This window comes from Pseudidiomarina aestuarii, assembly GCF_048263735.1.
GTDB lineage: Bacteria > Pseudomonadota > Gammaproteobacteria > Enterobacterales > Alteromonadaceae > Pseudidiomarina > Pseudidiomarina aestuarii_B.
Genome location: NZ_JBLXDX010000008.1, coordinates 32,077 through 44,445, shown reverse-complemented (window position 1 = coordinate 44,445; position 12,369 = coordinate 32,077). Strand labels below are relative to the sequence as shown.

Genomic DNA, 12,369 nt, shown 5'->3' with positions numbered 1-12,369 from the left:
GGAGCCCATCATGGCTGATTTCTTAAGGATTATTATCGCTATTTTATTACCGCCCGTAGGTGTGTTTTTACAGGTCGGTATTGGTGGGCACTTTTGGTTGAATATTCTGTTAACAATCTGCGGTTACATCCCAGGTATTGTTCATGCTGTTTGGGTAATCGCCAAAAAATAAAACAACAAGGTTAATGTATGAAACTTTCCACGCTGGCACTTTGTGTCGGCGTAGCTTTGTCTACGTCGGTACCACTTCAACTCCACGCACAAGAAACCGAAGACGCTCCCAAGTGGGACGTGAATAACCCGCAAGGCGAATTCAAAGATATCCAAATTAATGTCAATGAAGGCACTTGGATGAACGTCGATATGAGCCCCGATGGCAAATATATCGTGTTCGATTTGCTCGGTGACATTTACCGTATTCCTGCCAAAGGCGGTGATGCGGAGCTATTAGTGGGTGGCATTGCGTGGAACATGCAGCCGGTGTACTCGCCGAATGGTGAATACATTGCCTACACGTCGGACGCCGACGGTGGTGACAATATCTGGATCATGGATGCGGACGGTAGCAACCAGCGCCAAGTGACCAAAGAAACCTTCCGCTTGCTCAATAGCCCTGCGTGGAGTCCGGATAGTGAGTACTTAGTTGCGCGCAAACATTTTACCGCACAGCGTTCATTAGGCGCGGGTGAAGTCTGGATGTATCACCGCAATGGCGGCAGCGGTGTCATGCTAACTGAGCGTCCGAACGATCAGAAAGACTTAGGCGAACCAGCGTTCTCGCCAGATGGTAAATACATCTATTTCTCGCAAGATGACACCCCAGGAAAAACCTTCCACTACAGCAAAGATTCATTGGAAGGCATTTATGTCATCAAGCGCTTTGAGCGCGAAACCGGTGACATTGATGTGATTTTGGGCGGTACCGGCGGTGCGATTCGTCCTACCCCATCACCTGACGGTAAATACTTGGCGTACATCAAGCGTGAAGACTTCGACAGCGTGCTGTATTTGTATGACCTCGAGTCAGGCGAAGAAACACGTTTGTACACCGAGCTGGATCGCGACATGCAGGAAACTTGGGCGATCCACGGCGTGTATCCAACCATGGATTGGACGCCAGATGGCAAGCACATGATTTTCTGGGCAGGCGGTAAAATTATGAAGCTCAATGTGGCTGAAAAGTCAGCGAACATCATTCCGTTTAGCGTCGAAACCACCAAAAAAGTGCAACAAGCACTGCGTTTTGAGACCAACTTAGACCAAGACAACTTCAAAGTGAAAATGCTGCGTATGGTGCAAGTGGCACCGAACGGCAAGCAAGTGACTTATGAAGCCTTAGGCCATTTGTATCAGCGCGGTTTGCCAAGCGGTGAGCCAGAGCGTCTGACGGATCGTGATGGAGCTTGGGAGTTGTATCCCACCTATTCACGTGACGGCAAAAAACTGGCGTATGTGACTTGGGATGACCAGAAGCAGGGTCAAATTATTGTTCGTGATGTCGCTTCAGGGCGTGAGCAAGTGCTTGATACCGGCATGGGTAAATTCGTGGAGCCCGTGTTCGCGCCAGACGGTAAAAGCTTGGTGTATCGGAAAATTCGTGGTGGCTACATCACTCCAGATACCTATGGCTTGAATCCGGGCGTTTACCACATCAGTTTAGAAGGTGATGCGGAGCCGCGTTTGTTAAGCGAGAGTGGCTCACAACCACAGTTTGGTGATCGCAGTGACCGCGTGTTCTTGCTCGCTTACGACGGTGGCCCAGCGCTCAAGTCAGTGGATATCGAAACTAAAGCACAGCGCACACTGTATAAATCTGAGCATGCGACGGAATTCCGTGTATCGCCAGATGGCAAGCATTTAGCCTTTGCTGAGCGTTTTAAAGTGTTTGTCACGCCATTTGTGGAACGCGGCGCGCCTATTTCCATTAGCCCAAATGACCGTCAGTTCCCGGTTCAGCAATTGTCTGTACGCGCGGGCGAGAATATCTCCTGGACGGCTGATGGCCAGAACTTGTATTGGTCGCTGGGCCCAGAGCTGTATCAAGCGTCAGTGGCAGGATTATTCGCCATTCCAACAGACGAATCTGAATTTGCCAAAGTTGAAAACGGCTTAGACATTAGCTTCGAAGCACCGTCAGCCATTCACGATGAAACCGTTGCCTTTGTCGGCGGCCAAGTCATCACCATGAATGGTGAGCAGGTGATTGAGAACGGTACCGTTGTGGTACGCGGCAATAAGATTGTTGCGGTCGGCACTGCCGATGAAGTGGATGTGCCAGCTGGCGCTACCGTCATTGATACCACTGGCAAAACCGTGATGCCAGGCTTGTTCGACGGCCATGCGCACGGTCCGCAGGGTGACAATGAGATTATTCCAGAGCAAAACTGGAAGTCATACGCATCAATGGCATTTGGCGTGACGTCTATTCACGATCCGTCGAATGACACTACGCAAATTTTTGCGGCCAGCGAGTTGCAAAAAGCGGGTCTCATTGCAGCACCACGGACGTTCTCAACAGGTACGATTCTCTATGGTGCGAATGGCCCAGGCTACACCGCTCATGTCGATGACCTTGACGATGCGAAGTTCCATTTGGAGCGGTTGCAGAAAGTCGGTGCATTCTCGGTGAAGAGTTATAACCAGCCACGTCGTAACCAGCGCCAACAGGTCATTCAAGCCGGTCGTGAGTTGGGCATGATGGTCGTGCCTGAAGGTGGCTCGCTGTTGCAACACAACTTAAGTATGGTTGCAGACGGTCACACCACTATTGAGCACTCGATTCCAGTAGCCGAAATCTACAATGACATCGAGCAGTTTTGGGAGCAAACCGATGTCGCTTACACGCCAACCTTGGGTGTAGCGTACGGCGGTATCTGGGGTGAGAACTACTGGTATGCTGAAACCGATGTATGGCAGCACCCGAAACTCTCTAAATTTGTCCCGCAAGAGGCGGTAGTAGGCCAAGCGATGCGTCGCGAAAAGGCACCGCATAACCATTACAACCACATCAATAACGCCAGCGTTGCCGATCGGTTAGGTGATGCGGGTGTGAACGTGGTTTCCGGCTCGCACGGTCAGCGTGAAGGTTTAGCGCAACATTGGGAGATCTGGATGATGGCGCAGGGCGGCATGACGCCACTGGAAGCGTTGGCAACCAGTACCATTAACCCAGCCCGTGAGTTCGGTATGGACAAGTACATCGGCTCCATTGAAACCGGCAAACTGGCGGATATTATCGTGATTGATGGTGACCCGTTAGCCGATATTCGCGTGACGGATCGCGTAACCCATACCATGGTGAATGGCCGTTTGTATGATGCCAATACCATGAACCAATTGGTGCCAAGTGCACCAGAGCGTGCGCCTTTCTTCTGGGAAAAAAACTAGTTTCAGACTAAGGTCGCAGCCAACTTCACTGTACTTTTCAGCGAAGCAAATTATAATCCCGCTATATTCTTATAGCGGGATTTATTTTTTCTATGAATAACATCAAAGATATCGACCTCAATTTATTGGTCTATTTGGATGTGTTGCTGCGTGAACGCAACGTCACCAAAGCCGCAGCGCAATTGAATATTACTCAGCCTGCTATGAGTAATGGCTTAAAACGCCTGCGTACGCTTTTGAATGACCCTATCTTGGTTCGCACCAGTGAAGGCATGTTGCCGACTGAACGTGCACTAGCCATGCAAGACTCCGTGCGCAGTGTTCTGTATTCGGTTGAAGAAATGGTGCAACCCGCGCGTGAGTTTGTGCCGGCTTCAACGGACCGTGTATTTCGGATCATGGCGTCTGACTATGCCGCATCAACACTTGTGCCGCCCTTGCTCGAAAAACTCAAGCAACAAGCTCCTGCAGTTACACTCGATATTATGACGCCAAGTGATATCAGCTTTCATGACGTTGAAAACGGCAAGGTGGATTTAGCCATCAACCGTTTTGAAAAGCTGCCCCAGTCGTTCCATCAAAAAGCGCTGTGGGAAGATGACTTCTCGGTTTTGATCCAGCGTGATCACCCATTACTCAAGGACTATTCGTTAGAGAACTACCTGCGCTATGAGCACGTGTGGGTGAGTAAAACAGGTTTTGGTGTGGGTGTGGGCATGGACCCACATGACGTGCAGAAGCTGGGTTGGGTTGACGAAGCTCTGGGTGAACTCGGGCATAAGCGGGATATTCGCGTCTTTACTCGAAACTACCATGTAGCCATGCATTTGGCGCGACAGGGCTTGATTGCAACGCTCCCAACGCGTGCGGCTAAGCTTTATCAAGATGACCCTGAATTGGTCATGAAAACGCCACCGTTTGCCATTCCAGATTTGGACTTGCAGATGATTTGGAGCCCGCTACTTCAGCATGACGCTGGGCATCGTTGGTTCCGTCAATTGATTGCCGATACGGCAGATTTCGGCGCCCCCTAACGGAGACGCCGAAGTGCGGTACTAAGCGGTACGTGTGGCTAACGCGGGGCTAATTTGTGAAGCCTTGCGCGCTGGACCAAATACGGCCGCTTGCCCAACTACCCACAGAATCACCATCGCCACTGGAATGTAGTACCAGCCAATACGCGGCAGGCTAAAGGCATCCACCAGCCAGATATTCAGGGCAATACTCGAGCCGACACCCAGCACTAAGCCAGCGCTGGTGACGAGGAAGTTCTCCAGCATAAAGTGCTTCATAATGTCGAAGCGACTCGCACCTAAGGCACGGCGGGTTCCGATTTGCTTGCGGCGACGATTCACACTAAAGGTCACCATACCCACAATACCCAAAGCGGTAATGATGGTGAGGATGATCACAATGATCCACAGAATGGTCTGCAGTGCAGAGTAGCTGCGATAGCTATCATCTCGTGTTTCTTCCATCGTGCGCACGCTGCGAATCAACCGACCACGATCTTCAGCGACCAACATTTCCTCGACTTCTTTCATCATGCGGTCACGTTGGCCTGGCTCGGTGCGAATGAAGTAGCGCGACGAGCGGAACTCCGTCCGTTGTGGCACGAGCATGACGCGCTCAACACCGCTCCAACCGACCCAAGGTGCTTGCAGTTGATCAATGACTCCGGTAATCGTCATAGGCTCATCACCACCAATATAGGCGGTTTTACCAATTATTTGCGCTGGCGCTAAATCAGGGAACAACTCCTTGGCCATCGCTTCAGTCACGATAATATTCTGTGGCCAACCTTGCTCATTGCGCTGACGGTAAGTGATTTCGGTCGGGCTGAAGTTCTCGCCCGCAATCAAATTCACACCAAATGCGTCAATACCGTGGTCATCGACAAAGTAAACTGCCACGCCGACTGAAGGTTTGTCTTCACCGGGTTCGGTTTGCAAGCCCATGGACCAGCCGCCACCACTGAGCGGAATCGCATTGATTTGCGTGACATCGACAATTCCCGGTAGCGCGCGGATGTTCCGCAAGTCTTCTTCAACCACGGCACGTTCGTTGAAGTTCTCTGCGTAACCATTGCTGGAGAGGTAAAACTGATTCGCCTCGTCCAAGCCCGAAGGCCGCGCCATCATGCTGCTACGGTTTTCAATCATGTGGATTGCATTGACCATAATAGTCATGGTTAACGCAATTTGTAGTGCCAGTAAGAATGCGCCGACTTTGTTGCGCAATAAGGCACGAAAAATAGGACCTAGTTCACTCATGTTCGTCTCCTTATTGCGATTTCAGTTGGCCAGCAGGCGCTACTGAACACGCGCGCCAGGTGGGATAGAGTCCGGCTACAATAGTGCTGACAATCGCCAACACAATGGCAAAGCCAACCATCGTCAGATCCAGTTCGTTCAAGCCTTCGGTCATGTCGCCGTACAGGCCACCAATACCTTGCAAGCCAAACCATGCGAGTACGAGACCCAGCAAGCCACCGGCGATGCCAATCATGGCGCTCTCCACGGTATATTGCAGGAACAAGTCACGTCGACTCGCACCCACGGCACGACGTAGCGCAATCTCGCCGCTACGGCCGAGGAATTTCGCAAGTAAGAGGGCAACGGTGTTCAGCAAACAGACCACGAGGAACATGATCGCCATGTACATCATCATGATGGCGTCTTCTGCAACTACTTCGCGATACTCCATCCAGTCCATCACGTCCAGCAAGCGGTTATTCAAAGGGCGTTCGAAGCGGCCTAACTTTTTCTGTTCGGTCACGTAGTTATTGAGGAATGCGAGGTAGTTGTCAGCATCTTGTGGGTCTTCGAACTCGACCCAAAACTGACTGTTCACACATTCTGAGCGCAGGAACGCCGAGAAAGTCTCTTCACCGACCGGTTTCCAACAGTTGTTGTTACCATTGAGCGGTAGCTCCAACGGCTCTTTCAATGACCAAGGTACAAACACTTCCTCGACATCATTAAAGGGCCCAGTCGAAACGTCATAGAATCGTGGACGTGGCTGCCAGTCATTGAGAACACCCACCACTTGGAAAGCGCGACCACCCATTACCACGGTTTCACCGACGGAGTTTTCACCCCCGAACAGCTGGTCATTGGTAGCTTTACTCAACACCACCACTAAGTTCTGGCTGGTGTCATCGCTGGCAGTCCAACCGCGCCCGTATAAAAAGGGCACATCGAACATCGGGAAGAAGTCCGCTGACGTGGCGCGACCAGAGGCAATAAACGGTTTTTGTTCCGCTTGGCTTGGCTCTATCACAAAGCTAGTGCCGCCCATGGCTGCTTGACGAAATGCACGACCTTCCTGAAGCAAGTTGGTGGCGTCGAGCCAAGTCACTTGGTCAGGTGGCTCATTAGGTTCGTTATAAGGAGCATTGGGCGACCAGTTATCGAGCTGAACGTGAAACAAACGCTCGCTCTTTTGTGGAATGGGGTCCGACGACATCATGTAATTGACGGTGATGGTTGTCATCGCCGCGCCAATACCGAGGCCAATGGCCGCAATCATCAAACCGGTCAGCAGTATATTCTTGCGTAAACTCAGGAGCGCAAGTCTCACATAGTAACTAAACATGCGGGCCTCGCTTAACCAACCTGAGCGGTTTTGTGCAGCAACTCGACAATGTCGTCTTCTTTGCCAACTTCCGACACCTGACCGTCACGCACAAAGATATTCCGACCTGCGCGTTTTGCCAGCATAGGATCATGGGTCACCATAATGATGGTGGTGCCTTGATTGTTGATCTCTTGCATAAGGTCGAGCACGCTGGTGGCCATTTGGCTATCCAAGTTTCCGGTTGGCTCATCCGCTAGCAGAAAGCGCGGACGACCCGCTAGGGCGCGAGCAATCGCCACCCGTTGTTGCTGACCACCAGAGAGCTGCGCGGGTAAATGCTTCATGCGACTGGCTAAGCCGACGACTTCCAACGCTTCTTCAATACGACGTTTGCGCTCGGCCGCTTTGAAGCCGCGATAGCGCAAGGGCACATCCACGTTGTCGAACAAGTTGAGGTCGGGCAGTAAGTTGAAGCTCTGAAAGATAAAGCCGATTTTCTCGTTGCGTAGGCGTGCCAACTGCGTGTCGTTCATGCCTTTGACACTTTGTCCGTCGAGTAAGTAATCACCGCCATCGAAGGTTTCGAGCAACCCTGCAACGTTCAAAAAGGTGGTTTTTCCGGAACCTGAAGGGCCCGTCACCGCCACGAAATCACCTTCTTCCACTTCTAGGTTAAAGTCGCGCAAGGCGTGCGTTTCTACCATTTCGGTTCGAAAAATTTTACGGATATTCTGCATACGTAACATAAGTTGTTCTCTTTTTAGTCGGTGATACGGACCGTGTCGGCGTCACCGAACGGCTCTATGCTTGAAATAATGATTTGATCGCCAGCATTCAGACCGCCAATCACTTCAACGGAGCTGAGGCTAGTGACACCCGTTTCAATTGGGGTGCGGAAAGCGAGACCGTCACGAACGACATAGGCGATACGCCCGCCGCCGGTCTCGAGGAATTGGCCACGGCTCACTTGTAGGACGTTAGGTTTTTCATCCAAGATAATGCGTGTGGTCAGCCGCTGATTCTGTCGCAATGAAGGTGGCATTTGATCCATAAAACGCACATTCCCAATTACTTGGTTGTCGCGAATTTCTGGTGATATGGAGACCAACTGAGCATGGTAAAGGGTACCGTTGTAGCTCACTTCAGCGGCCATACCTATGGCGAGGCTGTCTGCGTAGCTCTCAGGAATCGCAATCTCGACCTCAAACGCAGTCAAATCGACGACATTCAGCACTGGTTGATTGCGTCCCACTTGATTTTTCTGGTCTAACTCGCGGTTACCCACTAGTCCATTAACCGGGGATAAGATGTTGAGTGCGGTGACTTGCCGCGCCAAGTCTTCTGCGAGAGCAGTTTGCCGATTTACTTCCAACTGGCGAGTTTGCAACTCGAACACCTGGGTTTCGGCTTCAAGCTTCGCATCTGCAACCGAGTGCTCGTAGACCAATCGCGCGTTCTCCAGATCATCTTGTGCTTTTTCGTAATCGATTTGGCTGATGGCACGGGCAGCCCAAGCTTCATCGGCACGACGCTTTTCGCGCTCGGCTGCAGTGAAGGTCACGCGCGCCATATCAATATCACGCTGCGCTTCCAATTCTGCTTTGCGGGTTTGAATTTCTTGGCGTTGCAAGGCTACCTGCGCGCTGTCCAGCGACGCTTGCTCCTGTTCATAACGACTCTTCAGCTCTGGGCTATCGATGGTCACGAGCAGTTGACCGAGTTCCACTTGGTCGCCGGCGTCCACATGATAGGTCACTGTGCCCTCAGCAGGGCTGTACAGGGTTGGACTCACTGCGGCAATCACACGGCCTTGAATCGATACATCGCGCGTGAGATCGCCTTGGGTAACGGTAGCAATTCGAATACGGTCGAGCGGCACTGACGCTTGTGCCTGTGACCAGTCACTGACAATCGGAAACGCCAAAATCAGCAGCACAACAGCTACTGCTCCGCTCAGCCACAGGCCCCACCGCCGTGACTTCGGCACCTCGCGGACCACGTCTTGGCCGCTGGTATCTGCAATTTTTATCACTGAATAATTCTCTCTTGTTGTAGTGTTCGGATTCAGCTCATGCTTCAATGAAGCTAATCATTGAGACTGAAGCTATAGTCGCACCGACGGTACGAAAGGTTTACCGAAGGGTTGTAAATAGTCGGGAGTGCTTGTAAGTAATTGTGACGACAGACACACATTCAAGAGCTGCAGAAGAATTAGCGCAAGAAATATTGCAAGGTTTTCAGCGGCATTATGATCGGTTTAGCCATATTACTGCGCAGGCGCGGCAGCGTTTCGCCGATGGCGCGTGGCTGGAAGGGCAGCAAGCTGCCGCTGCACGAATTCATTTTTATGATGAGCGTGTGAGTGCCACTACCGAGCATTTACGCGAGCAAACGCAAGGTGTCTTGGACGAAGCCTTGTGGTTATCGGTGCGGCAGCACTATGAGACGTTGTTGCAGTTTCATCCGCAGGCTGAGTTAGCCGAGACCTTTTACAACTCGGTGTTCTGCAACCTGTTTCATCGGCGTTACTTTCATAACTCCTATATTTTTGTTGAGTCGACACTGGCTCGTACTCTGCCATTGGCAGTGGAGACCGAGTATCGTTCCTATTTTCCGGTGACTGAAGGTCTAGCTCGCTGTTTGTTGCAAATAGTGGAGACCGCTGATTTCGCCGCGCCTTTTGCTGATCTCAAGCGCGACTTGCGCCAGTTACAAATGGCTTTTCAGGAGCAAGCCCTGTCGGTCGACTTGCAGCCGGAACAAAGCCGTATTGATGTGCTCAAAGCACCGTTTTATCGCAACAAGGCCGCCTACATTGTCGGTAGACTGGTGACGACCACCGCAACTTATCCGTTTATTGTGCCCGTACTACGCACCAAGCAAGGCCAGCTGTATATCGATGCCTTGATTACCGACCGTGACCAAATGGCGATTATTTTCGGTTTCGCGCGCACCTATTTTATGGTGCAAACTCGCGCGCCATCAGCACTAGTGCGGTTCTTAAAGGATGTGATGCCCAACAAAACCTTGGCGGAGCTGTATTCTGCCATTGGCTTGCACAAACAAAGTAAGACCGAGTTCTACCGGGACTTTTTGCAGCATCTCGATAGCAGCCAAGATCAATTGGTGGCCGCCGAAGGTATCAAGGGCATGGTCATGACGGTATTTACGCTGCCATCTTTTCCCTTTGTATTTAAGGTCATCAAAGACGTATTTGGTGGCAATAAAAGTATGGATCGAGCCACCGTTATTGAGCGCTATCGCATGGTCAAGCGGCATGACCGAGCAGGCCGCATGGCGGATACCTATGAATTTGCCAATGTCGCCATACCGCTGGTTCGCATCAGCCCAGAATTACTTGAGGAACTGCAGGCAACGGTAGCCGGCAGTTTAAAAATTGATGGTGACCATTTGATCATTCGCCATCTGTTTGTGGAACGCAGAATGACGCCGCTCAACTTGTTCTTAGAATCGGCAAGCCCTGCTGAAATAGACATGGTGATGAAGGACTATGGGCAAGCCATAAAAGACATGATTGCGGCGAATATTTTCCCCGGCGATATGCTCTTAAAGAACTTCGGTTTAACGCGTCAGCGGCGGGTGGTGTTTTATGACTATGATGAGGTTCGTTACCTCACCGACATGAACTTCCGCGAATTACCGCGCGCAACCACGATAGATGAGCAAATGGCAGCAGAGCCGTGGTATGCGGTAGGGCCAGACGATATGTTTCCGGAGCAATTGCCGGTGTTTGCCGTGCCGCAACCGAAGTTACGGCAGGCATTACTGCAGTTTCATGCCGACTTGGCGACACCCGAATTTTGGCAGCGCCAACAGCAAAATATTCAGCAAGGGGTAGTAAGTGATGTATTTCCCTACCCCGAGTCACTGCGGTTTATTAACCAAACACCTCAAATAGACTCGCGTTAAGCCACAAGTGGGCGTAAATCGAGGCGATATAACCCAGTAAAATCACTGGTGCCCATTTTAAGTGTGAAGCAAAGGTGTAATAACCGCGTGCTTGACCCATCAACGCTACACCAGCGGCGGAACCAATCGAGAGTAAGCTACCACCGGTACCTGCAGTTAGGGTGATCAGTAACCACTGACCGTGCGACATTTCCGGCTGCATTGAGAGCACCGCAAACATCACTGGAATGTTATCGATCACGGCAGACACTAAACCGAGAATGACGTTCGCCATGGTGGGGTCGCCGCTGCCGTAAAGGGTTTCGGACAACAGCGCCAAATAGCCCATAAAGCCGAGACCACCGACACAAATGACGATGCCGTAGAAGAACAATAAGGTGTCCCACTCGGCACGCGAAACCCGACTGAATACGTCAAACGGCACCACGCCACCTAAGCGTTCAAGCTTTTTCATGTCACCTGCACGCTCCGCCATCGCTTTTTTACGCGCCAGTGAGCCTGGCAGCGTCATGCGCAGGAAATAGCCGAAGAACTGCAAGTAACCTAAGCCCATCATCATGCCCAGTACAGGCGGCAAATGCAGCCACATGTGACACGCCACTGCGGTCGCAATAGTGAGCAAGAACAACGAGGTGATGCGCAAGGCGCCACGCTTGAGTTCGACTTCTTCATGAACCGCCGCAGGCTTACGGTTCTCAATGAAGAAGCTCATGATGACGGCTGGAATCAGGTAGTTCAGCACCGATGGAATAAACAGGACGAGGAATTCTTGGAACTCGACTATCCCGGCCTGCCAGACCATCAAGGTAGTGATGTCACCGAATGGGCTAAAGGCACCGCCGGCGTTAGCTGCGACAACTATGCTCACACAACACATGCTGATGAATTTCTTGTCGCCATCCGCCACTTTCATAATGACTGCACACATAAGTAGTGCAGTGGTCAGGTTGTCAGCAACCGGCGAGATGAAGAAGGCGAGCCAGCCCGATAACCAGAACAGCTGTCGATAGCTGAAGCCTTTGCGGATCATCCAGGAGCGCAAACCATCAAACAGCCGACGTTCTTCCATAGCATTGATGTAGGTCATAGCAACCAACAAGAACAACATCAACTCGGCAAATTCGAGCAAGTTATGGCGAAATGCGGTCTCGGCGACGCCCGGCAAATCTTGGTCGACATACACCCAACCAATCATCATCCAGATCAAGCCAGCAGCGACCAGCACCGGCTTCGATTTGCGCATGTGCAAATGCTCTTCACCCATCACCAACAGGTAAGCAATGGTAAAGATGATAATGGCGGTAATACCAACTGTAGTGCCAGTCAGGTCGAGTTGACCGTCAGCAGCGGCGATAGCTTGCGGAGAGAGAAACAGACTCAGGAAAATGGTAAGAACGGCAACCCACATGGTGGAAAATCCTTTCGCGGAGACACAGTTTTTTGACGCGCGCATCCTACCACAAAAAAAGCCGC

The 12,369-nt window shown here is 51.4% G+C and carries 9 protein-coding genes; 4 read left to right on the top strand and 5 right to left on the bottom strand.

Annotated features, from left to right (window positions below; genetic code table 11):
- Positions 1 to 10 precede the first annotated feature (10 nt).
- The 3 genes from ACN0S4_RS12370 (at position 11) to ACN0S4_RS12360 (ending at position 4,421) form a co-directional block, all read left to right on the top strand.
- A complete protein-coding gene (locus tag ACN0S4_RS12370) occupies positions 11 to 172 on the top strand; it encodes a YqaE/Pmp3 family membrane protein (protein WP_169931489.1) in 162 nt (53 codons plus the stop codon).
- 17 nt (positions 173 to 189) lie between these two features.
- A complete protein-coding gene (locus ACN0S4_RS12365; RefSeq protein WP_417657972.1) occupies positions 190 to 3,387 on the top strand; it encodes an amidohydrolase family protein in 3,198 nt (1,065 codons plus the stop codon).
- A gap of 92 nt (positions 3,388 to 3,479) precedes the next feature.
- The gene (locus tag ACN0S4_RS12360; protein ID WP_417657971.1) at positions 3,480 to 4,421 is read left to right on the top strand and encodes a LysR family transcriptional regulator; all 942 of its coding nucleotides are present in this window, start codon (positions 3,480 to 3,482) and stop codon (positions 4,419 to 4,421) included.
- Between the two features lie 21 nt (positions 4,422 to 4,442).
- Here the strand turns inward: ACN0S4_RS12360 and ACN0S4_RS12355 are convergent, their stop codons facing one another.
- From ACN0S4_RS12355 to ACN0S4_RS12340, 4 genes are read right to left on the bottom strand one after another with little or no spacing between them, the layout of a single operon-like run.
- Positions 4,443 to 5,660 (bottom strand): ABC transporter permease, encoded by a 1,218-nt coding sequence (locus tag ACN0S4_RS12355; RefSeq protein WP_417657970.1) that lies wholly within the window; start codon positions 5,658 to 5,660, stop codon positions 4,443 to 4,445.
- A gap of 10 nt (positions 5,661 to 5,670) precedes the next feature.
- Positions 5,671 to 6,984 carry an ABC transporter permease gene (locus tag ACN0S4_RS12350; RefSeq protein ID WP_417657969.1) on the bottom strand — a complete coding sequence of 438 codons (1,314 nt, stop codon included), beginning with the start codon at positions 6,982 to 6,984 and terminating at the stop codon, positions 5,671 to 5,673.
- Positions 6,985 to 6,995: 11 nt separating this feature from the next.
- Positions 6,996 to 7,712, bottom strand: coding sequence for an ABC transporter ATP-binding protein (locus ACN0S4_RS12345; protein ID WP_417657968.1), 717 nt, complete (start codon positions 7,710 to 7,712; stop codon positions 6,996 to 6,998).
- Positions 7,713 to 7,726: 14 nt separating this feature from the next.
- Positions 7,727 to 8,995: an efflux RND transporter periplasmic adaptor subunit gene (locus ACN0S4_RS12340; protein WP_417657992.1), complete on the bottom strand. Its 1,269-nt coding sequence runs from the start codon at positions 8,993 to 8,995 to the stop codon at positions 7,727 to 7,729.
- A gap of 146 nt (positions 8,996 to 9,141) precedes the next feature.
- Between ACN0S4_RS12340 and aceK the strand changes: the two genes are divergently transcribed.
- A complete protein-coding gene (gene aceK / locus ACN0S4_RS12335; RefSeq protein WP_417657967.1) occupies positions 9,142 to 10,896 on the top strand; it encodes a bifunctional isocitrate dehydrogenase kinase/phosphatase in 1,755 nt (584 codons plus the stop codon).
- Here aceK and nhaD read toward each other — a convergent pair.
- Positions 10,865 to 12,304, bottom strand: a complete 1,440-nt coding sequence (nhaD, locus tag ACN0S4_RS12330) for a sodium:proton antiporter NhaD (RefSeq protein WP_417657966.1) — start codon at positions 12,302 to 12,304, stop codon at positions 10,865 to 10,867. The genes aceK and nhaD overlap by 32 nt on opposite strands.
- Positions 12,305 to 12,369: the final 65 nt, after the last annotated feature.

Bases quoted from the DNA above. Each gene is read 5' to 3' on its own strand.
- ACN0S4_RS12370 (WP_169931489.1), top strand. From the start codon at position 11: ATGGCTGATTTCTTAAGGATTATTATCGCTATTTTATTACCGCCCGTA.
- ACN0S4_RS12365 (WP_417657972.1), top strand. From the start codon at position 190: ATGAAACTTTCCACGCTGGCACTTTGTGTCGGCGTAGCTTTGTCTACG.
- ACN0S4_RS12360 (WP_417657971.1), top strand. From the start codon at position 3,480: ATGAATAACATCAAAGATATCGACCTCAATTTATTGGTCTATTTGGAT.
- ACN0S4_RS12355 (WP_417657970.1), bottom strand. From the start codon at position 5,660: ATGAGTGAACTAGGTCCTATTTTTCGTGCCTTATTGCGCAACAAAGTC.
- ACN0S4_RS12350 (WP_417657969.1), bottom strand. From the start codon at position 6,984: ATGTTTAGTTACTATGTGAGACTTGCGCTCCTGAGTTTACGCAAGAAT.
- ACN0S4_RS12345 (WP_417657968.1), bottom strand. From the start codon at position 7,712: ATGTTACGTATGCAGAATATCCGTAAAATTTTTCGAACCGAAATGGTA.
- nhaD (WP_417657966.1), bottom strand. From the start codon at position 12,304: ATGTGGGTTGCCGTTCTTACCATTTTCCTGAGTCTGTTTCTCTCTCCG.